Source organism: Haloarchaeobius caseinilyticus (genome assembly GCF_051207395.1).
Classification (GTDB): domain Archaea; phylum Halobacteriota; class Halobacteria; order Halobacteriales; family Natrialbaceae; genus Haloarchaeobius.
In genome coordinates this window covers 44,938-65,971 of sequence record NZ_JBPJZC010000001.1, presented here as the reverse complement: position 1 = coordinate 65,971, position 21,034 = coordinate 44,938, and the positions used below count along the sequence as shown (strand labels likewise).

Annotated in this window: 20 protein-coding genes; 14 read left to right on the top strand and 6 right to left on the bottom strand. The window is 63.6% G+C overall.

Annotated features, from left to right (window positions below; translation table 11 throughout):
- Window positions 1-179: 179 nt before the first annotated feature.
- The 7 genes from hflX (at window position 180) to ACSC1P_RS00340 (ending at window position 6,905) form a co-directional block, all read left to right on the top strand.
- A complete protein-coding gene (gene hflX / locus ACSC1P_RS00370) occupies window positions 180-1,442 on the top strand; it encodes a GTPase HflX (protein WP_435358140.1) in 1,263 nt (420 codons plus the stop codon).
- An 89-nt stretch (window positions 1,443-1,531) separates the two neighbouring features.
- A complete protein-coding gene (gene hisC / locus ACSC1P_RS00365; protein WP_435358139.1) occupies window positions 1,532-2,620 on the top strand; it encodes a histidinol-phosphate transaminase in 1,089 nt (362 codons plus the stop codon).
- Window positions 2,617-3,135, top strand: coding sequence for an adenylate kinase family protein (locus tag ACSC1P_RS00360; RefSeq protein ID WP_435358138.1), 519 nt, complete (start codon window positions 2,617-2,619; stop codon window positions 3,133-3,135). The genes hisC and ACSC1P_RS00360 overlap by 4 nt, the downstream gene beginning before the upstream one ends.
- Window positions 3,132-3,764 carry a CDP-alcohol phosphatidyltransferase family protein gene (locus ACSC1P_RS00355; protein ID WP_435358137.1) on the top strand — a complete coding sequence of 211 codons (633 nt, stop codon included), beginning with the start codon at window positions 3,132-3,134 and terminating at the stop codon, window positions 3,762-3,764. The genes ACSC1P_RS00360 and ACSC1P_RS00355 overlap by 4 nt, the downstream gene beginning before the upstream one ends.
- Window positions 3,765-3,898: 134 nt before the next feature.
- The gene (locus ACSC1P_RS00350) at window positions 3,899-4,435 is read left to right on the top strand and encodes a multiprotein bridging factor aMBF1 (RefSeq protein ID WP_435358136.1); all 537 of its coding nucleotides are present in this window, start codon (window positions 3,899-3,901) and stop codon (window positions 4,433-4,435) included.
- A 99-nt stretch (window positions 4,436-4,534) separates the two neighbouring features.
- On the top strand, window positions 4,535-5,506 hold the full coding sequence (locus ACSC1P_RS00345) for a cell division protein CdpA domain-containing protein (RefSeq protein WP_435358135.1): 972 nt from the start codon (window positions 4,535-4,537) through the stop codon (window positions 5,504-5,506).
- A gap of 373 nt (window positions 5,507-5,879) precedes the next feature.
- Window positions 5,880-6,905 carry a disk-shape morphogenesis protein volactin gene (locus ACSC1P_RS00340; protein ID WP_435358134.1) on the top strand — a complete coding sequence of 342 codons (1,026 nt, stop codon included), beginning with the start codon at window positions 5,880-5,882 and terminating at the stop codon, window positions 6,903-6,905.
- Window positions 6,906-7,056: 151 nt separating this feature from the next.
- Here ACSC1P_RS00340 and ACSC1P_RS00335 read toward each other — a convergent pair whose 3' ends face one another.
- Window positions 7,057-7,506, bottom strand: a complete 450-nt coding sequence (locus ACSC1P_RS00335; protein WP_435358133.1) for a TFIIB-type zinc ribbon-containing protein — start codon at window positions 7,504-7,506, stop codon at window positions 7,057-7,059.
- A 152-nt stretch (window positions 7,507-7,658) separates the two neighbouring features.
- Here ACSC1P_RS00335 and ACSC1P_RS00330 point away from each other — a divergent pair, with 152 nt between their 5' ends.
- Window positions 7,659-8,060: a DUF7961 family protein gene (locus ACSC1P_RS00330; protein ID WP_435358132.1), complete on the top strand. Its 402-nt coding sequence runs from the start codon at window positions 7,659-7,661 to the stop codon at window positions 8,058-8,060.
- A gap of 10 nt (window positions 8,061-8,070) precedes the next feature.
- On the top strand, window positions 8,071-8,703 hold the full coding sequence (locus ACSC1P_RS00325) for an METTL5 family protein (RefSeq protein ID WP_435358131.1): 633 nt from the start codon (window positions 8,071-8,073) through the stop codon (window positions 8,701-8,703).
- A gap of 45 nt (window positions 8,704-8,748) precedes the next feature.
- On the opposite strand, the gene ACSC1P_RS00320 is transcribed toward ACSC1P_RS00325, so the two are convergent.
- Together ACSC1P_RS00320 and ACSC1P_RS00315 are read right to left on the bottom strand one after the other, a co-directional pair.
- Window positions 8,749-10,392 (bottom strand): rhomboid family intramembrane serine protease, encoded by a 1,644-nt coding sequence (locus tag ACSC1P_RS00320; RefSeq protein WP_435358130.1) that lies wholly within the window; start codon window positions 10,390-10,392, stop codon window positions 8,749-8,751.
- Between the two features lie 359 nt (window positions 10,393-10,751).
- Window positions 10,752-11,585, bottom strand: coding sequence for an MBL fold metallo-hydrolase (locus ACSC1P_RS00315; RefSeq protein ID WP_435358129.1), 834 nt, complete (start codon window positions 11,583-11,585; stop codon window positions 10,752-10,754).
- A 327-nt stretch (window positions 11,586-11,912) separates the two neighbouring features.
- On the opposite strand from ACSC1P_RS00315, the gene ACSC1P_RS00310 reads away from it, so the two are divergent.
- From ACSC1P_RS00310 to ACSC1P_RS00290, 5 genes are all read left to right on the top strand, one after another.
- Window positions 11,913-13,568 (top strand): AAA family ATPase, encoded by a 1,656-nt coding sequence (locus tag ACSC1P_RS00310; RefSeq protein ID WP_435358128.1) that lies wholly within the window; start codon window positions 11,913-11,915, stop codon window positions 13,566-13,568.
- Window positions 13,569-13,651: 83 nt separating this feature from the next.
- Window positions 13,652-14,557 carry a phosphoribosyltransferase HisG-related protein gene (locus ACSC1P_RS00305; protein ID WP_435358127.1) on the top strand — a complete coding sequence of 302 codons (906 nt, stop codon included), beginning with the start codon at window positions 13,652-13,654 and terminating at the stop codon, window positions 14,555-14,557.
- Window positions 14,558-14,673: 116 nt separating this feature from the next.
- The gene (locus ACSC1P_RS00300) at window positions 14,674-15,117 is read left to right on the top strand and encodes an ester cyclase (protein WP_435358126.1); all 444 of its coding nucleotides are present in this window, start codon (window positions 14,674-14,676) and stop codon (window positions 15,115-15,117) included.
- A gap of 1,344 nt (window positions 15,118-16,461) precedes the next feature.
- On the top strand, window positions 16,462-16,884 hold the full coding sequence (locus ACSC1P_RS00295; protein WP_435358125.1) for a DUF5805 domain-containing protein: 423 nt from the start codon (window positions 16,462-16,464) through the stop codon (window positions 16,882-16,884).
- On the top strand, window positions 16,877-17,923 hold the full coding sequence (locus ACSC1P_RS00290) for a tyrosine-type recombinase/integrase (RefSeq protein ID WP_435358124.1): 1,047 nt from the start codon (window positions 16,877-16,879) through the stop codon (window positions 17,921-17,923). Before ACSC1P_RS00295 ends, ACSC1P_RS00290 begins: the two co-directional genes overlap by 8 nt.
- A 171-nt stretch (window positions 17,924-18,094) precedes the next feature.
- Here the strand turns inward: ACSC1P_RS00290 and ACSC1P_RS00285 are convergent, their stop codons facing one another.
- The 3 genes from ACSC1P_RS00285 to ACSC1P_RS00275 are packed head-to-tail and all read right to left on the bottom strand — an operon-like array spanning window position 18,095 to window position 21,010.
- Window positions 18,095-18,988 carry a DUF7537 family lipoprotein gene (locus ACSC1P_RS00285; RefSeq protein ID WP_435358123.1) on the bottom strand — a complete coding sequence of 298 codons (894 nt, stop codon included), beginning with the start codon at window positions 18,986-18,988 and terminating at the stop codon, window positions 18,095-18,097.
- Window positions 18,912-20,039 carry a hypothetical protein gene (locus tag ACSC1P_RS00280; RefSeq protein ID WP_435358122.1) on the bottom strand — a complete coding sequence of 376 codons (1,128 nt, stop codon included), beginning with the start codon at window positions 20,037-20,039 and terminating at the stop codon, window positions 18,912-18,914. The genes ACSC1P_RS00285 and ACSC1P_RS00280 overlap by 77 nt, the downstream gene beginning before the upstream one ends.
- Window positions 20,040-20,077: 38 nt before the next feature.
- Complete coding sequence (locus ACSC1P_RS00275) at window positions 20,078-21,010, bottom strand: DUF7537 family lipoprotein (RefSeq protein ID WP_435358121.1); 933 nt, start codon at window positions 21,008-21,010, stop codon at window positions 20,078-20,080.
- Between the last annotated feature and the right edge of the window lie 24 nt (window positions 21,011-21,034).

Genomic DNA, 21,034 nt, shown 5'->3' with positions numbered 1-21,034 from the left:
GACAGCCTCGCAGTCGCGAGTAGCCGTCGTCGAGTCGTCGCCCTCGTTTTTCGAACGCCCCGAGCGACGGGGCCGTTCGTGGTGACTTCGCCGAGTCAGCGCTCCCGTCAGCCACCCGATTCGTACAGCGGCCCGTCGTTCATCGCCCCACTACCAGACCACACAGCGACCAGTACACGATGTCACGACAGTCACTAATCGCAGCCAGAACCGACGACAACCAGCCGAACACGGCCGAAATCGAGGCCCTCACCGAAGCCGCCGGCTTCGAGGTTGCACGAATCCTCACGCAGACCCGGCCCGAGGACGCTACGTACAACCTCGGCCCGGGCAAGGTCGACCAAGTCGACGCTGCCCTACAGGAGACCGACGCGAACACGGTCGTCGTCGACAACCGCCTCACGCCCGCACAACTGTTCAACCTCACCGACCGTCTCCCCGACGGCGTCGAGGTCCGCGACCGTTATCGCCTCATCCTCGACATCTTCGAGGCGGGCGCGAACACGAAACGAGCGCAGTTGCAGGTAAAGCTCGCTCGCTTGAACCACGAACTCCATCGTAGGCGCGAGGAACAGCGACGAAACGAGGAGTGGCAGGGACTGCAGACTATCCGCGACCCGGAGGGCGAGTGGGTCAGGGAGATCAAACAGCGCATCGACCGAGCGCACAACAAACTACAGGCACTGCCCGACGAGAGCTACCCACGCCGCGACCGAAAGCGCGACGACGGCTTCGACTTCGTCGCGCTCGCGGGCTACACGAACGCCGGGAAGTCGACGTTGCTCCATCGACTCGCCGACGAACTATCGCTCGATGCAGCGCAGGGACACGCCGACCTCGACGAGACCGCGGCGATGGAAGACCGCCTGTTCAAGACCTTGGAGACCACGACGCGCCGGGCGACCATCGACGGCCGCCGCGTCCTCGTCAGCGACACGGTCGGCTTCATCCAGGACTTGCCGCACGACCTCGTGGAAGCGTTTCGCTCGACCCTGACCGAAGTCCGCGACGCGGACGTGGTCGTCCTCGTCGTCGACGCCAGCCAGCCTGTCGACGAGTTACGGGACCGAATCGAGACGTGCCACGCCGAATTCGACACGGATTCGACCGTCGTCACGGCGTTCAACAAGGCAGACCGTGTCGACGACGCTGACCTCGCCGCGAAACGGGACGCACTGGCCGACCTCGCCCCTGACCCAGTCGCCGTGAGCGCGACCGAAGACGTGGGCCTCGACGCCCTGTGCGACCGTGTCGTCGCCGAACTCCCGTGTGAGACTGCCGAGTTCGAGCTACCGAACGACGACGAGACGATGCGGTTCCTCTCGTGGTGTCACGACCACGCGACGGTCGAGTCGGTGGAGTACGGTGAATCGGTCAGTATCGAGATTCGCGGCCGACCGCCGGTGATTCAGCAGGCCCGGGCGCGCGCCGAGGACCGCTGACGAACCACCGAACCCAGTGTTCAGCGGCCAAGAGGGCAGTTCCGCGACGGACCGGGCCGATTAAGGCCCCGCGGCCGGTTTCCCCGCACATGCAACCACGCGACCTCTCGGCCCACGTCGCCTATCAGGCGGGGCGCGGCATCGAGGAGGTCGCTCGGGACCTCGGCGTGGACCCGGCGACCCTCACGAAGCTCGCGTCGAACGAGAACCCGCACGGCCCGTCTCCAGACGCTATCGAAGCGATTCAGGACACGGCCCCGGGCATCTCGTCGTACCCGAAGGCGGCGCACGCCGACCTCACTGCCGCCATCGCGGACCGCTGGGACTGCGACCCGGCGCAGGTCTGGCTGGCCAACGGCGGCGACGGCGCGCTCGACTACCTCGCACGTGCGACACTCGAACCGGGCGACACCGTCCTCGTGCCGAACCCCGGCTTCGCCTACTACGGGATGAGCGCCCGGTTCCACCACGGCGACGTGGCAGAGTACGACCTGTCGCGGCCCGATTTCGCGCTCGACGCAGAGACGGTCCTCAGCCAGTACGACGACGAGCGCGTCGTCTACCTCACCAGCCCGCACAACCCGACTGGCGGGACGTTCTCGCTGGACGCGGTCGAGACCATCGCCGCGGAGACCGACGACGACACGCTCGTCGTGGTCGACGAAGCCTACGGCGAGTACGCCGAGACAGAGAGCGCACGAACGCTGCTCGACGACCGCGACGATGTGGCCATCCTGCGAACCTTCTCGAAGGCCTACGGCCTCGCCGGGATCCGCCTCGGCTACGCCATCGTCCCCGAGGAATGGGCCGACGCCTACGCGCGAGTCAACACGCCCTTCGCCGCCAGTGAACTGGCCTGCCGGGCCGGACTGGCCGCCATGGACGACGACGAGCACGTCGAGAAGTCGGTCGAAACCGCACAGTGGGCACGCGAGTACATGCGCGACGAACTCGACGCTCCCGTATTCGAGAGCGAGGGCAACTTCGTCCTCGTGGACGTCTCCGACGCCCGCGGTTCCGAGGCTGCCGCGACCGTCTTCGAAGAGGCACAGCGCGAGGGTCTCATCGTGCGAGACTGCACCAGCTTCGGCCTACCGGGCTGTGTACGCGTGACCTGCGGCACCGAAGAGGAAACCCGCGAAGCGGTCACCGTCCTAAACGAGGTGCTGTCGCGGTGAGAGTCGTCGTCACTGGTACACCCGGGACGGGCAAGACGACGGCGACGGACCTGCTCGCGGGCGACGACGAGTTCGCCCTCGACGTGGTCCACCTCAACGAGGTCATCGAGCGCGAGGAACTGTACGACGAGGTCGACGAGGAGCGCGACTCGGTCGTCGTGGACCTCGACGCACTCGCCGACTGGGTCGGCGACCGCGACGACGTGGTCCTCGACTCGCACCTCGCACACTACCTCGACGCCGAATGCGTGGTCGTGCTGCGCTGTGCGCCCGAAGACCTGAAAGAACGCCTGCTCGACCGGGGCGAGACGGAGTCGAAAGCCCACGAGAACGCCGAGAGCGAGGCCCTCGACGTGGTGCTCTCGCAGGCGGTCGACCGCCACGGCGTCGAGAACGTCTACGAGATAGATACGACCGAGCGCGACCCAGAGGACGTAGCCACCGACATCGCAGCGGTCGTCCGCGGCGAGCGCGAACCGAGTGCAGGCGACGTGGACTTCATCGACTACCTATGACGCTCGACCAACTCCGCCCTCGAATCGGTTCCTTCCTCGACCCGTGGGTCCGCGCGGCCGACGCGGTCGGCCTCTCGCCCAACGGGGTCAGCCTCATCGCGTTCGCGCTGGCCGTCGCCGCGGGCGGTGCGTTCGGCTTCGCTGGACCAGAGTTCGAGTCGCTCGGCGGCGGCGACCCCATCTGGTACGCTATCGGCGCGACCTGTGTGGCACTGAACGGGTGGCTCGACATCGTCGACGGCGAACTCGCCCGGGCCCAGGACGTGGCCAGTGACGCAGGCGACATGCTCGACCACGTATTGGACCGGTACGCCGACCTCGTCATCATCGCTGGCTTCGCCGCCGGTATCGGCCGGTACGACATCGGGATGGCCGCCGTGACCGGCGTCCTGATGACCTCCTACCTCGGCACGCAGGCACAGGCCGTCGGCGTCGGCCGGGTGTACGCGGGCTACCTCGGCCGCGCGGACCGCCTTGCGCTCTCTGGCCTCGTGGGCTATCTCGCCGCGTTCGTCACGGCGTCGTTCTACGGCCTGACCGTCGTCGGCTGGCTGCTCGTCGTGTTCGCCGTCGTCGGCCACCTCACCGCACTCCAGCGGTTCTGGGGTGCGTGGAAGGTGCTGTCCTGAGCCGTCGAGTCGGTCAGTTTACCAGCGTTCTTGTCGGGGAATTTTGATGTCTGCGCGGTGTTCTCCGGGTATTCGGACGAGGCCCAAACCGCCACGGCGGACCTTTTATCATTGCTGGCGGTCAACACACGGACATGGTTCAGTGTGAGATGTGTGGTGCTGATACGTCGCAGCCGAAGACGGTGAAAGTCGAAGGCGCGGAACTCGACGTCTGCAGCAACTGCGCCGACTTCGGGACCGAGGTCCGCACGCAGCAGACCTCCAGCGGGTCGACGAAGTATTCGACCAGCTCGTCTAGTTCTTCTTCCTCCTCGAAATCCAGCGGCTCGTCCGGGTCGTCGGGTTCGTCCGGCGGGTCGCGCCGTCGCTCGGATATGTTCGACGATATGGACGAAATCGCCCAGGACTACGACTCTCGCATCCGAAAGGCTCGCGAGGGGAAGGGCCTGAGTCAGGAACAACTCGCCAACGAACTCAACGAGAAGGCGAGTCTCGTCCGCAAACTCGAACGCGGCGACACGCTCCCCTCCGACCGGATGCAGAAGAAACTCGAAAAATTCCTCGCCATCAGTCTGAACGCCGGTGGCAGCAGCGAGGACGACACCGACTGGAGTAGCGACTCCTCGGGAACCACCCAGACGCTCGGCGACGTCGTCAAGCGCAAGGACTGAGTCGTCTGACGCGCGTCTGACGCACCGCCCGTTCGACTTTTTTCAAGTTTGATAAGAGTAACCAAACAGTCTTCATAGATGACCCTGTAATGAGGCACAATGTCAGACGAGGCAACAGACGAGACGGAGGGCCTCGCTGGGGATGGACCTCCGGACAACATACTGTACAACCTGTACAAGCAGTACATCGGTGAACCGGAAGAGGAGACAGACGTCTATCTGGGATTCGGGCTGTTCTTCGGCGGCATCGCGCTCGCGCTCGCCGCGCTGGGACTGTTCGTGTGGGCCAGTTCGTACCAGGCGCGGTCGGCGGAGTACACCCAACTGGCCGGCCCGGCGTTCGGCTTCGGGATGCTCTCGCTGCCGACGCTCATCCTGGGTATCGTCGTCCTCTTGCCGGTCGAACGACGTGCGGTGTACGCCTCCGTGGTGGGAGCGGCCGTCGACGTGGCTGCGGTCGGGTTCTTCTGGCTCGTCGCGTATCCGGCGAACTGGAACGTCACCGATGGAACCGACTACGCGCTGCCGGTCGTCGCGGTGTACGCGGTTGGCCTGACGCTCGTCGTCGGCTCGACCGGGGCCGCGCTCGTCGCGGACCAGCTCGAACGCTACCGCAAGCCAGACCCGGCGGACTTCCACCCGGCGGACGCCGAGGAAGAAGAGGAGAGCGAACACTACTCCGACGAGGAGATTCAAGCCGACATCGACAGCGCGATGGACGGCGTGAACCTCTCGTGGGGCGGCGTCGAGAAGACCGAACACCGCCGACTCCAGTTCGACGTCGACGAGGAGATCGACGCCTCGGGATTCAGCCAGAACACCGCAACTGTCACGCGCTCGCAAGGCGTGGACTCGCAAATCGCGAATCTCAAAGCGATGAAAGGCGGGCAGAAGAAGACCGAGACGTCGCACTCTACCGTCGACGACCAGACGGCGAAGCTGAAAGAGCTTCGCGAACGACAACAGCGCGAACAGGAGCGCAAGCACGAGGAGGCCTCGCTCGGCAGTGCCGGTGGGTCGAAGGCGGCGACCAGCTTCTTCGGTCGGATAAAGCAAGCGCTCGGTCGCTGACCAGCCGAACCGCTTGTACCTGTTTCTTGGGACGCTTTTCCAGACGACTGCGAGCAACGTCTTCGTGTCCAGTCTGTTCTCGACGGAAGACGCTGGCGAGGCTGGGCCCGATTGGTTTCAGACGACCATCAGTGGGCCGACTGGTACGCACAGCAAAATTTGTTGACGAAATACCACATTTTCGTGTGGGGCGGCCGAAGGTCGGCCCGGACGGAACTGGCGCGACCCACGACGTAATGACCGATTACTCCGGTAGAAGACCCGACACCGGCGGCCACAACACGTTTCTAGAAGCAAGCCTTTATTTGAAGCCTGTTAATGCAGAAATAATTTCACATAGTTTTATTATACGGTAGGTTGGAAATGGACAAATATGGCTAAGGGCCTTGACGTTGGCACGATGAATATCCTGTCGGCGCAGCAGGATGGTAACGACACGGTGTTCGTACAGCAGCGAAACTCCTTCGTGGAAATCGAGTACTCCGATATGGCAGAGCAGATGCTGTCGCGGTCGGAAGTCCTCCACATCCGCAAGGACGACAAGGTGTACGTGGTGGGAGACGACGCCCTGAACTTCGCGAACATCTTCAACAAGAACACGCGACGGCCGATGAAGCACGGCATCCTCTCCAGTCAGGAGAAGTCGGCCATCCCGATGATGAAGCTCATCATCGAACAGGTCGTCGGCGAGCCGAACTACCCGGACGAGAAGCTCTACTTCTCCGTCCCGGCCGACCCGAGTGACTCCAGCCTGAGCACACTCTACCACCAGAAGACCATCGAGTCGTTCCTCTCGAACATGGGCTACGACGCCGAACCCATCAACGAGGGTATGTCGGTCATCTACTCCGAACTGGCCGACAACAACTTCACGGGACTCGGCATCTCCTTCGGTGCGGGGATGACGAACGTCTGTCTCGCGTACTACGCGGTGCCGGTCATGAAGTTCTCCGTCGCCCGGGGTGGCGACTGGGTGGACGAGCAGGCCGCGCAGGCGACGGGCACGCCCGTCGACAAGGTCACCTCCATCAAGGAGAACGACTTCGAACTGGACTTCACGACCGACGTTGGTGGCGTCGAGGGTGCACTCAGCATCTACTACGAGAACCTGCTGGACTACGTCATCGAGAACGTCGTCCGCGAGGTGGACGAAGAAGATATCGAGGAAGGGCTCGACGTGCCGGTCGTCGTCACCGGCGGTACCTCCAGCCCGAGCGGGTTCGAGGAACTGTTCCGTGACCACCTCGAAGACGCGAACATCCCGTTCTCCATCAGTGGCGTCCAGCACGCGAGCGAACCGCTGTACTCGGTCGCCCGTGGCTCGCTGGTCGCAGCCCGTTCCGACGAGGACGTCGACGAGCGCGAGCAGGAAGCCGAAGCGCCGGCCGCAGACGAATAAGCGGTCACCTGTACCCGAATTCTTTCGACGCCGACGTCAGCAGTCACGACACTACTCGCCCGTCCTGCCAACTCTCCTGTGGCGGCTCGTCTCTATGCGCAGTCGCGCCGCTCACCGTCTATCGTTCGGGAGAACAGTCGGCCGACAGCACTCACTCGGCGTGGGTCGGTGCTGGCTCTCGTTCGAGTGTGTCGTCGTCCACGGTATCCTCGTCGTCCACGTCGTCGGTGTCCGCTGCTGCTTCGTCGGCGGTCGTCTCCACAGCAGCAGTCGGTTGCGGTTCGTCCGCCACGTCGTCGGGGTCCTCGTCGGCGGTGCTCGTCGCGTCCGTTTCCGATTCCGTTTCCGCTTCGTTCCCCGCGATTGCGGCCTTGCGCTCGGCTTCGACCCGTTCGAGCTTCTGGGCGTGTTCGGGCAACTCTTCGTAGCGGAACTTCTGGTAGAACCGCGACATCGCGTCCTGCCACGATTCGATACGGACCGGTTCGGACCGATGTTCCACGTCGACTCCCACCCACCCACAGCTGTCGCACCCGTACGCCTCGACGTCCCTCAGCGCGTAGTGGCTGAGTGACGAATCACACCGCGGGCACTGTTTCATACACGGTTCTAAATCCCCGGAATAATAAGCGTGTTCCATTCTCTCACGGCTTCGATTGATGTATCGTAGTCGAACAGTGCGCCAATCGACACGATATAACTTCTGGACATACACAAACCTTTTTGTATTCCTACCAAGTATGCACTATCGTCATGAGCGCGACGCCGTCTCCGAACGTGGAACGAGCCATCGAACACTGTCGACCCGAGGACACCCAGCCGGTGCGCCTCGATGCGGAAACCCTGGAATCGACCGCTCCGGAGTATCTCCGGGACCTCAAACAGGAACTGACGCAGGCGGGTTACGTCCCGACCGTCCTCGACGTGCGCGCGAGTTTCGCCGAGGACTGCTCGCTCGAAACGCAGCGCGAGGCCGACCGCGTGCGTGGGCTCGTCCGCGCCGCGTCGTTCCTCGGCGTGGGGACCGTCTCGGTCCACTGCGAGACTGTGGCGAACCCAGAGAAGGTTCGTCCGGCGCTGTCGGCGTGTGCCGAGCGTGCGCAGCGAGAGGGCCTCGCGTTCGAACTCGATGCACCCATCACCGTCGACGTCTGAGTCACGAGCGATGAGTACACGGCGCGCACTCGCGCAGCAACTCGGCGTGGTCGCGGGGTTCGACTCGCCAAGCGTCGCCCTCGAACAGTATCCGACGCCGCCGGAAGTCGCGGCGTCGCTGATTCACGTCGCCGACATGGAAGGCGACGTAGCTGACCGAACCGTCGTCGACCTCGGTACCGGCACCGGGATGCTTGCCCTTGGCGCGGCACTCCGCGGCGCACGTCGCGTCGTCGGCGTCGACGTGGACCGTGACGCACTCGGCACGGCGCGAGAGAACGAGCGTCGCATCGGTGCGAACGCGACGATTCACTGGTGCTGTGCCGACGCGACTCGCCCGCCGCTCTGTCCCGCGACGGACGACCCCGTGACCGTGGTGATGAACCCACCCTTCGGCGCACAGCGCGACAACGTCCACGCGGACCGGGCGTTCCTCGACGCCGCCGCCGGCATCGCCGACGTGTCCTACTCCATCCACAACGGCGGGAGCCGGGAGTTCGTCGAGTCCTTCGCCGACGACGAGGGTGGCGAGGTGACCCACGCGTTCGCGGCGGAGTTAGACCTCGACAGACAGTTCGACTTCCACGACGAGGAAACGAAGACCATCGACACGGAAGTGTTCCGTATCGAGTGGTCCGGCTGAAAATCGGAGACCGGACTCGGCCGCGCTCCCTCGAGTCTGCAGTCACTACTTGTACGTCTCTTTCACGAACACGCGCACCTTCGTCCCGTCGAGCACCGCGTAGATTCGGTCGCCGCCGTTCTTCCGGTTGTCACGCACGAACGTGATGCCCGAGAGCGTCGCCGTCTGGTTCCCCTGCGGAACCCCAGCGCGGTCGAGGACCGTCCCGTTCTGACTCACCAATACCTCGTACCCCTGTTCCGTCGCTGCGACGGAGACGTTCTTGCCACCGAGCTGTGCCTCCGTGGTCGCGTTGCCCGCCGTGAAGACCAGTCGCTTCTCGCCTTCCGGTGGGTGGAGGAAGACCCGATACGTCTTCCCGCCGCCGACCGCCGACCAGCCGTCTCGCGTGACGGTGACGGTCTCGCGCCAGCCGACGCCGCCGAGGCGGACGGTCGCTCGGCCGCTGTACGCCAGCCGCCCGCGTGAGACGTCCTGATACCAGATGTTGCGTCCCTCACTGGAGACGATGACGCCTGAAGAACTGACGTTCGTCGTCTGCCCGAGCGCGTCGATATCGATGACGGAGACCATCTGGTTCTGGACGTTCTCCGCGTACGTGACCTCGTAGTCGCGCACCTCGACCGAGTCACCGGGGACGCTCCCGTCACTGACGGTCATGAGGTTGACCGGAACCGCTGCGCCCACCATGAGTGCCGTCACGATGACGAGCACCACCAACGACGCGGAGCGCGGTGTGAACGACGAGAGGTCGCGCTCTCTGAGGTGGAGCGCGCTGGCGACGACGATGGCCAGCACGGCGACGAGTGCCAGTCCCGGGCCGCGGAACAACTGGAACCGCTCGTCGCCGAGGTACCAGTAGATTGCCCAGAGGTTCTTCGAGACCGCGAAGAAGAGTACTGCGAGCCAGAGCCGCAGCGCACTCGGGCGGTCGTCCCGGCCGAAGAAGACGACCACGCCGAGCAAGATACCGATGAACAACCCGAGCGCGTGGCCCTGAATCGCGATGCCCGCCCACCACGGTGGACTCGGCGGGGACGGGGTCGCACTCGCCGTGACGATGGGCTGTTGCAGCGTACTGTACAGCAGCGAGAGGAGTCGCTGCCCGCCGAGAATCGCCACGAGCGTCGTCATCGGATACCGAACGAGCGCGAACCCGGCGAACGCGAACACGACGCCCGAGAATCCGATGACCGGCCCGAGCGCGAAGACGGAGGTCAGGAGGCCGACCGCGAACGTCACACCGGGGAAGATCACCAGCGCGCGAACTAACGGGTTCGACCCTAGCGAGGCGAACGACGCCGTCCCGCGGTCTTCGGGAAAGTGCCCGTACGCGTACTCGGCGATGGGCGCGAGGATGAGCGTCGCAATCATGTTCCCGGTCAGGTGGCCCGCGTCGGCGTGGGAGAACGGCGCGAAGAACATCCCGGTCGGGTAGAGGTACGACCACGCCCGGAACGGGAGCGTGATGGGCCGATGCCAGTGGTTCCAGCCGTCCTGTACGACGAGGTAGTTGGCGACGACGAGCGTGACGACGACGAGCGTCCCCCACGGGACGCCCATCACCAGTCGTGACCGCAGTCGCTGGCCCCACGTTCCACCCGGGCGGTCGAGGGCGACCACGACAGCGAGTGACCCCACCAGGGCCGCCACCACGAGGAGAACGAGACCGAGTGACAGCAGACTCATGTCCGGCAGGTAGGCCGTGGAGTACAAAGCGTTTCGTGCTATCGTCGGTGTCGTGTTTCGGTTCGGTCGTCGTCAGCGGGACTGTGTTCGAGAAGTCGTTCACGAATCACGACGGTGGATACCGCAGCCACTACCTCCCCATCCGATTCGCGGTGTGTCGGTCACTACGTTCCCTCCACACCGCTCATCCCTCGCGCGATATCGGCTCGCGCTCTTCGACTCACGGGTCGCTTCGCTCCCCGTTCGCCACGAGGCGACTGCGTCGCCTCGCTCTTCGAGACGCGAGCCAGCGCGCGCCGGAGTGATTGTGACGACTGTCGTCGCCACCGTGAGATTCAGCAGCGAAAAACGGTCTCTGTTCAGACGTCGACGTGGTCGCCGATTTCCACCACGTCGAGTCGCTCTGGGTACGCGAAACTCCGGGCGTGTTCGTGGAGGGCACTCGGGTCGGCAGTCAAGCCCTTCCACATGTCCCAGTGGCTCGGGAGCAAGCGGTCGAGTTGGAGGTCGTGGGCGGCCTCGATGATCTGGTTCTCGTCGCTGTACCAGCGGGTGCGGACCGGTTCGCCGGTCTCTTTGTCCGGGATGGTGCCGACCGACCCGAAGGCGAGGATGCCGAGGTCGATGTCGTAGTCTTCGCCCACGCGCGTGAACTCGTCGCTAGGTTTCGTGTCGCCGCCGTGGAACACGGTTGCGCCGTCGTGTTCGAAGACGTAGCTCACGGGGTGGGTCGCGTCGGGGTCGTGTGCGACTTCGACGTAGACGGTGAAGCCGCCGATTTCGAGGGTGTCGCCCTCGGTGACTTCGTGGAACTGGTCGTCGGTCAGGTCGTAGTCGTCTTCCCACGCCTGGTCCTCGCGGGCGACGGCGAGGCTGTCGTCCGGGCCGTAGTAGGTCGCGCCGGTCCGTTCGAGGATGGGTGCCTGACTCGGCCCGTCGACGTGGTCAGAGTGTTCGTGCGTCGCGAAGACGGCGTCGGCTTCTTCGACGTCTTCGGGGTCGAAGGGGACCGGAATCATCCGAATCGTCCGCGGCGGGCTACCGAGGCCCACGTAGGGGTCGATGAACACGGTGGTGCCGTCGCTCGCCTTGAGCACGAAGCCGTTACAGCCCAGATACCAGACTGCGATACTGTCGGGTGTCGCCGATTCGACCGCACGCGGGAGCCAGTCTCCCCAGTCGCTCGTCGTCATGTTCTGGACTGCGAGAGGCACTACCCTAAGCGTTGTCGTGACGGCGAGGTTCGTCCTCGGCACTGGCGGGGTAACGCGTCGAAAGTAGTGGGCGAGTCTGGCAAGGCCCGCCCCGAGAGAGGGTCTGACGAAACCCCCTTCCTAGTGGCAGGTCTGACTGGACCTGCCGGGCAACGACTGGCAGCCTTGCGGCCGCACCCGTATCGAAGCCGGTCACGGGTATAAGTTAATTGGCCAACATGAATCGTCCGGAACGGGACCTGTCACCCGTCTGGGCCGGTCTGGCCGCCCGTTCCCTTTATGGTCATGGTGGGGATACGTGGGGGTATGAGTAGCGAGGTCGATACGGAGCAAATCATCGAAGTCGACGCGGACGGCGTCTCGGTGGAGAAGTCGTTCGCCGCCGACGAGTTCCCCGTGCCCGCGATTCGGTTCGTCATCAGTTCGAGCCGTGACGAAGCAGTGACAGTTCGTCTGCACGAGGACATCCCCGAGTCGTTCCCGATGGACGGAGTGGGCTTCCATCCGGACTACCACAGCGACGACTGGACCGCGTTTCAGGACCACCACGTCGAGTTCCAGCGAACACTCGACGCCGGCGAGGAGCTAACGACCGTCTACGGCGTCCGCATCGACGACCGTGAAGAGGCCGCGCAGTTCCTCACCGAACCCGAAATCAGCGACGTGGTCAGCGAGGGCGAGGACGTCGAAGAGACGGACGACGCCGTGGAAGGCGACAACACTATCGACGACATCGTCTCGAACGACTCGAATCAGGTCGTCAAAGACATGCTCGCCGGCGATTCCGACATGCCTGGTCTCGGTGGGGACGAGGCAGCCGACGAGGAAGACGACGACGGTGGGTCCATCGACTTGGACCTCGGCAACGCCGAAGCCGAGGCAGAAGCAGCGTCGGACGACCCGACCACGGAGGAAGACATTGACCTCGACTTCACGCAGGACGAACTCTCGAAAGAGGCCAACGAAGACGAGAGCGGGGACGAGGGGGCGGGCGCAGGTGGCATCGAACTCGACCTCGAAGCCGCAGAAGAGCAGGTCCGAGAGGACGCCGACGAGGACGACGCAGCACCCGACGACGAGGATGTGGCGGCCGAGGATGCCAACGAAGAGGACGGTCCGGAAATCGAACTGGACCTCGACGAAGACGACGAAGCGGGCGCGGACACCGAAGACGCCGAATCAGAGGTGGAAGACGACGTCACCGACGAGGAAGCGACCGACGAAGCCGTCTCCGAAGACGAGGCTGCTGTCGACGACGAGTCCACCGAAGAGTCGACTTTTGACGACAGCGAGCCAACCCCAGACGACGCAGAACCAGCCCCAGTCGCCGTCGAGAGCGTGACGAGCGCCTTCGTCGACGAACTTCGTGCGGGCGAACTCTCCGACGCCGACCGCGACCTCTTGCGCTCGGAACTCGACTTGGAACCCGCATCGACCGACGTGGCGAAGGTCGAACACTTGCAGTCCCGGGTCGAAGAAGTCGCCGCCTACACGAGCGCACTCGAAGACTTCCTCGACGACGAGGGAACCGCCCAACAGCTCATCGAGGAGTACAAAGTGGAAGTCGCCGACCTGCGTGAAGACGTGGCGTCACTCGATGCCTCGGTCGACAGCCACGACGACTCGCTCGACGAACTCGAATCCAACCTCTCTGGCGTCGAGTCCGACGTCACCGCGGTCGACGAGCGCGTGGAAGCTGTCGACGAAGACGTCGGGACGCTCTCCGACGACTTCGACTCCTTCCGCGACTCGGTCGGCGAGACAACCGACACGCTCGAAGCTGACGTGGATTCCGTGCAGGAACAGGCCGACGAGAACACCGAGCGACTCGACGAGACCGAAGACGACGTGGGTGTCCTACGCGACGACGTGGACGACCTCGCCGAGGACGTCGAACGCCTCGACACGGAAGTCACCGAGATTCAGGAGTGGCGTGACCAGCTCGGCGAGATGTTCTCGTAAGGCCCACGCTAGCACGCGCAGCCCGTTCCGGGTTTCTTCCTGAAGCGAACCTGTTTTTAGCGCCCATCCCGTTCGTCCGCTAAATGGCCGACACGATAGCTGTCGCGGTGCCACGCAAGGGACGCCCGCTGGAGGCGGTCCTCGAACGCATCGCGAACCGCGTCGGAGCCACCGAGGTGGCCGACGAGATAATCTCCACGTTGCGCTACGAGAAGGCGCTGACGAAGGGGAACCAGGAGGACGACCGGGACGTCTACGAGCGACTCTCAGCGTACAGCGACCTCGTTCACGACCATCGACCCGAGTACACCCTCCTTCGCGACGACCGTGCCGGCATGCCTCGGCGCGTCGTCTTCGACAGCGTCACCGTCTCGGCCGACGGGTTCGACGTGCAGTTGGTCGGCCGCGAAGAGCCGTTCCGCGCGCTCCGGACACACTCGTTCGCACTCGGCTTCGACAGCGCCGACCTCGTGCTCGAAGAGGTCGTCGGACTACGGCCCGAACCGCTGTCGAACATCGCCGACGTGAACGCGCGTATCGACCCGCACGACACAGACGTTCGAGTCGTCACCGGCCTCGGGGATACGGTGTATCACACCCTGATGGCCAAACCAAACGTGCTCGATGGCCACGATGCCGATGGCGCGACGCGGGAGTTCATCGACGACTATTCCGGCCCACTCTGCATCTCGCCCCGGTACGAACGACTCGTGGAGGCCGTCCTCGGAACGGACGCCGTCGCCGATGTCGAGTTCTGTTACCCGCCCGCAGGCGAGGAAGAGGAAGCTGCCATCGCCGATGTCGGCGTCGGCGTCTACCTCACGATGACCGGTTCGACCGCTCGCGACTACGGCCTCGAACTGGGGACCCGACTGTTCCCGAGCGAGACCGTGTTGATGGAGAACGTCGCGGAGTCGACGCCCGGTGTCGACGTCGTGAAAGAACTGTTCACCGAGGCCGACCTCGACACCGAACTCGCCGTGCAGTAAGTCCGGCGGCGTGCCACTCCATCGGACGAGAACGTCACGCCGTACAGCAGTTTTGCGATTTCAAGGCAACCGTTCTGTCCTCCGAGAGCGTACTTTCTAGCGAAGAGGAGAGACGCATGAGTGGAGCATCACTCGGAAAAACGAACGAAGCCGTCGTCAGGCGAGAGTGCAAAGAGATGTGGCACAGTGACGGGGACCTCGACGCGGTCTCGGAACTCGTCGCCGAAGACTTCGTCTACACGAACCCAGGGCTTTCGGCGACCGTTCGCGGTCCAGCCGACTACCGTGCGTTTGTCGAAACGTTCAGAGACGCGTTCTCGAACGTGGACATGCACATCGAAGAGACCGTCGTTCAGGGCGATGCGGTGGTCGCCCGGTTCACGACCCGCGCGACGCACACTGGGGCGTTCATGGGCATCGACCCGACGAACCAAGACATCGAGGTCGCTGGACTACTCATCGACCACCTCGACGGCGGGAAGATCAGCGAGCGACACGTCGTCGACAACCTGCTCGGCCTGTTCGAGCAACTCGGCGCGGTCGAGTCGCCAGTGGAGTGAGTCGCTGACTCACCCCGGATAATTTTACGGCACTGAAGTAGCGGACGCTGGCCAGAGTTGATATAGCGACATAGGATTTATTCAGTGCGGCCGCGCTCACTCTGAGAGGCTGCTGAATCGACGGCCCACCTGCACTTCAAGCCTTCTATCGCACAAATTAGCGCTATTCGGCTCCTTCTCGCTTCTCTCTCGTGTCAACAGTCGCTCGACGGGACTCCGTTCGACGAACTCTGTGCGATTCACCCGGCCCTGCTGGCCCACGTCGAACATCGCCCCCGAAACCGCTGAGGCGGCCGCTGCGCCGTTTCCCCCACGAGATGAGTATCTCATCGCATCTTCTGGAAGCGTTCCAGTAGCTGCGCTTGAGTCACCTCGGCACCTGCCTGTACAGCGCGACGTCGCCCCCAGTCACGATGCGATATTCGACGAGAATTTCTCGACGAGACCGCCTCGTTCGGGTATCGAAGGAACGCCTGATGCACCTCCTGGACTGGTGTCTATTTTCGAGCTATTCTTTCCGCTAGCTGACCCGAAAATCACTTCGAGAATCACCCCGAGCATCACCGGGTTTTTAGCGACGATATTCTCGGTCGAATCGAGCCCATCTCCGACCCTCAGTTGTCGTCGAAATTCACTGCCTCGGAGGGGCGACGAAGGGACGATTTTGGACCGACGACACACTCCACAATCTTGGTAGGAGAGACTGTCGTTGCCGGTCAGCGTCTGGCCGAAATATATTATTTTTGAGTATTATTTGGCGGGCTGTGTTGGCTCGTATTCTCGCGTTTGTCACGCTTCATCCCCACACTGTGTCGGATGCAAGGCGACACAATTGTATTTTGTATCTCGTTTGATGAGCCTATTTCGAGAAAATCAGAGTACTAGATTCTTGGATACTAATATTTCTGGACACAAAAAATGGGCCTCTGTCGGAAGATAAGGTCTCTTATCTGGTTTTGTGGGACAGATTGAAGTAATGGGCCCGAGTTGACACGGGCAACAACTGATGTCCTCGATGTATCAAACACACAGCACTGGATTTCGGTCGTCGTCTGGGCCGATTCTCGACGCTGTAACCACGTCGAATCACGCCGCGTCTGACGGCCCCGTCGACGGCCGCGACAGCGTCCAGAAACTGACTCTCGATTCGGTCCGTTCGACGACGGAATCTCGTCTGATTTCTCAGTGTGCTACTCCCCGAACCTACAAACAAAAATTGCTGCAAAACCGGCCCGTTCTGGAGGGGTGTTCTGAGCACGTTACCCCTGGGGTTCGACCCCCCAAAACACCCTTCCAGACACACCCCTCTGAACATGATATATCATGGTGTGGGGGGTGTGCTCGATGAGCGACCAGGACACCACTCGGTCGGTCGTGAAGACGTACGTCCCGGCCTACCAGAAAGACCACTGGACGGACCACGCCGACGAACTCGACATGAGTCAGAGCGAGTTCGTCCGGACGATGGTCCAGGCGGGACGCCAGAAGTTCGGTCTTCCTGAGTCACCCGATAACGGGTCGACCGAGGGGAAAACCGAGTCGATATCGGGTGACTCGGAGAGAGACGGCGACACGGGTGGCGCGATGCAACAGCGCGTCGTTTCGACGCTGCAGTCGGCCGAGGGCGCGAAATCGTGGGAAGAGTTGCTCGCAGACGTGAGCGACGACGTTGAGGCCAGGCTGGACGACGCGCTGGCGGACCTCCAGTCGACGGGGAGCGTCCGGTACAGTGGTCGTGACGGCGGCTACGTCCTCACGGGTGAATAGCGTGGCAGAGTCCACAGACTCCGTCGCCTACTTCCTCGAAGACCAGACCTACCACGGGAAGGCAGAACGGACGCAGGAGGCCTACGACCGGGTTCTCCGGCGCTTCGAGGCGTTCCTCGCCGACCCGGAGCGAGGTCCTTCCGGACAGTCGCTGACCCCGAAATCGGCCGGTCGCCGAGAGTGTATGGCGTGGGTCCACTCGCTTCGAGGCGAACTCGCGCCCAGCACGGTGGCCTCCTACGCCTCCTACGTCCACCGGTTCTACGCCTACATGACGCAGGTGGGTGAGTTCGACGCGAATCCGATGGCGCTGGTGGTCGAGGAGATGGACGAATCCATCGACAAAGACCCGACGAGACGGGAACTCTCGGTGGCCCAGATGCGCGACTTCGTCGCCGACATCGGACATCCACTGGAGCGTGCGCTGGTCGTAACCCTCCTGAAGACGGGAATGCGTGTCGGGGAACTGTGTAACCTCGACCTGCGAGACCTCGCGCTCGACTCGCCCGATGTGCGGGCCGCGTACGACCTCGGCGGACAGGTCCAGCTGGACGGGCGGCCGGATTCGCTGTACGTCGCCAGCGAACCGGCCCGTAGCGAGGTTTACAACGGCGAAGCACGCACCGAGTCGAACAAGCGAAAACGCTCGACGGTCGTGCCGGTCGACGACGAACTGGCGCAGGTGCTGACGGCGTGGCTGGCGATTCGCCCCGACGCGATATCGCCCGCAGAACCGCTGTTCACCTCCACGAGCGACGAGTGGGGCCGCAGAATCACTGCACAGGGCGTCAGAAACGTCGTCGAACGCCACGCCCGAGAGCAGGGCTGGTACCGAACCGGCGGTGGCGCGGCCGAGAACGTCACACCGCACTACTTCAGACACTTCTTCACGACGCACCTCAGGGACCGGACAGGCGACCGTGGTATCGTGAAGTACCTCCGGGGCGACGTCGCGAGTGACATCGTCGACACGTACACCCACAACTGGGGCGGCCGTGTCCGCGACGTGTACGAAGCGAACGTCTACAGCCTGCTCTGAGGGTATTTTGGCGTTTCAGGTGTACCGATTTGGTGACATTCTCTGGAATCACCATGAACGAGACGCGACTGATAAATCGTATTTCGCTATACAGAATTGCTGATGTCGGTTCGACCTGTTCGGTGTCTGATTTCGGCCAAAATCTCGCGGTTTGGGCGTGCTACGGCCGGGTCAGCGATTTCTGAGGCTGCGAGCTGTCGTCTGGCTACTCGCATCGGTCGCGTTTTCGGTCCAGGTCGGGCGGTCGACGGTCGTCGTCCCGAGCGCCATGTAGGCGAGTCTGTTGGTGACGACACGTCGTTCGCCGTCTTCGAGCAGTGTGTAGCGGAACACGAGTTCGCGAACCTGCCCTTTCGCGTCGACGATGACGTCGAGCGTCGCGTTCTCGACAGTGGTGTCGGCCGTCGGTGCGAGCCGGTCGGGTGAAGCGAGCGTCGTGGACTGGAGTCGGTACACCGGATACTCCATCCCACGGGGGACACTCTCCAGTGTCTCGACGCTGGTGACGGTCATCGCCTCGAACGCGAGTGAGAGCGTCTCGGTTTGCTCACCGCGGAACACGCCCATGTCGCTCGGGGCGAACGGCGACCCACCGTCGTCGCGGAGCAGCGTCGTGGTCGTCCGGTTGGCGACAGTCTGTCGCCGGTACACTCGGTCACCGTCGGCGAAGAGGACGGTTCGTCCGGGGCTGTCGACGTTCTCGCCACGGACCGTCTCGACGTAGCGATAGCGTGTCCGGTTCTTCGCGTACGCTCCGTCGCGGATGAGTTCGCGGAGAATCGTTCCGTTCGCAGTGGTCACGCGGTCGACGGCGCGCACCCGGTAGCTCGTCCCGTCGAGAAACCGTTCCTGTGCGCCGACGAGCGTGGCCGGGTCGCCGATGCGGTTCCTGTCGGAGTCGAGCGAGACGACGATACCTTCGTCGCCACCGGAGCTGTCACCGGCCGCGGTCGTCGTCGCAGTTCGGTTGACAGTGAACGGGTCGCGGCTATCGGTTTCCGCGAGGGAGCCACAGCCCGCAAGCGAGAGAAGGACGACGAGGGCCAGCACGCCGCGTATGTCCATCGTCGGCAGTTAGCACGGCCGGTGCTTCAACGTTTGGCGACTGGATTGCGGAAGCTGTCAGTGCCGACTCCTCGTCCAGTTCGTCCCCAGTCGTCGTCCCGTTTGGTTGCGAGGTGCTCGTGCCCGTCGTCGGGGCAGTAGACGTGGTCGTGGCTCCAGTGGTCGTCTCGTTCTGCTTGATTTCGTCGACCCAGTCCGGCTGAGAGAGGTCGGTCTGGCCGATGTCGTGGTACCGAAGTGCCCGATTGATTCTCGCCGACTCGCCGTTCAGCGTCGTGTTGTACGTCGCGGTGAACTCGTAGACGAACCCGCGCTCGCTCACGGTTGCCGAGACTTGCACGTCCGTCGCGTTCCCGACGATGGTCCTGTTACTTGTGGAATTCCCCGCAGTGGCGCGCTCGCCCTCGATGCGGTAGAACGCCCCGTCGAGTCCTTCAGGGGCGTCGTCGAGTTTCTCGACGCTCGTGATGTTCACGAGGGTGAGGAACTGCGGCACGGTCCAGACGCTGTCTTCGCCCCGCGGGAGCCCGACCGAGTTAGCCCGCGGCGGGACCGGAGTCCCGTCACTGCCGCGCATGACCTTCTTCGTCGTGTTGTTTCCGCGTGTTTGCCAGAGGTAGACTCGTTCCCCGTCGGCGAAGACGTTGCTCCGGAGCGATGCCGGATAGTTCGCCCCGCCTCGACGGATACTCGACGCGAATCGCGACCGGTTCTCCGTGAACCAGTTGTGAGAACTGAACTCGTAGAGGGCGGTGCCGTTCTCGGCCACGACCAGTTGCCTACTCTCGACCTGATAGCTGGTCCTGTACAGGACCTCACGTTGTGCAGGGAGAATCGCTTCCGGGTCGCCGATGCTGTCGTTCGCTGGGTCCGGTTCGAACGTGGACGGCACGACGGTCGGCTCTGTGGTGGTGTCGGTCTGTTCGTCGTCCGCCGTCGGTTCGACGGAGAACGGTTCTCGTGCGTTCTGGCCGTCCCCGACGCTGCCACAACCGGCGAGAGCGACGAGGACGACGAGACAGAGACTGCCGAGGAGCCGTGTGGAGGGCATCGTCTGCGGTTCGAAGCCGGGGCGCAAGAAAGTTCGCGTCAGCTGGACCGTGACGCCTGAACGGGCGACTGTTCCGTCGTCGCGTTCGACACCCACGGCGGCCGTTCGACCGTCGTCTTCCCCACGTCCTGGTACGAGAGCGTGAGTTCGACGCGGACTGGCTCACCTTCCAACTCGCTCTCGTAGCCGAACCGGAAATCGTAGACGAAGCCGTTCGCGTCCACGATTGCGGTGAGGGTGACGTTCGTGGGCTGTCCACTGAGTTCCGGATACGTCTGGAAGCTCGTCGTCGCCCGGTCGGTCTCACCCTCGATTCGATACAGCGGTTCGGCGAGTCCGGGTCGAACGCGACCGAGTTCTTCGACGCTGGTCACGTCGACCATCTCGAACGAGGTGTAGAGGAACTGGACGTTCGTCCCCTGTGCGCGGCCGACGGTGCGTACGTCGTCGACACTGGTTGCTGTCAGATTCACCGGGTCGCCATCTGGGCCGCGGACGACCTGTGCGGTGGCGTTTCCGTCGGTGATGAACCGCTCGAACAGAGCCGTCCCGTTCGCGTACAGTTCCCTCGTCGCCTGCATCGGTGCGACTGGGCCGCTGGTCTCCCTCACCACGTGCAACACCGACTCGTCCTCCGCGAACGCGCCCCTTCGGGCGGTCCGAAAGAGCGTCGTCCCGTTCGCCGCGACGACTTCGTACGAGTAGACGAACCGGTAGCTGGTGCCGTTCAGGACGGTCGACTGCGAGTCGAGGAAGTGTTCAGTGTCACCGATGGAGTCGTTCTTCGGGTCGGGGTCGAACCTCGGTTCTCGCCCGGCGTCCGAAACTGCGGTCCCAGTCGTCGTCTCGGTATCGGTCGTCTCGACCGAGTATGGCGCTCGGGTCGTCTGCTCACCGGCGAACCCACCACAGCCGGCGAGGACGACGACAGTGACGAGGAGAATACAGCGGAGGGACTGCTGGCGCACCATTGGCAAACCTTCCGAGGCCGGAAC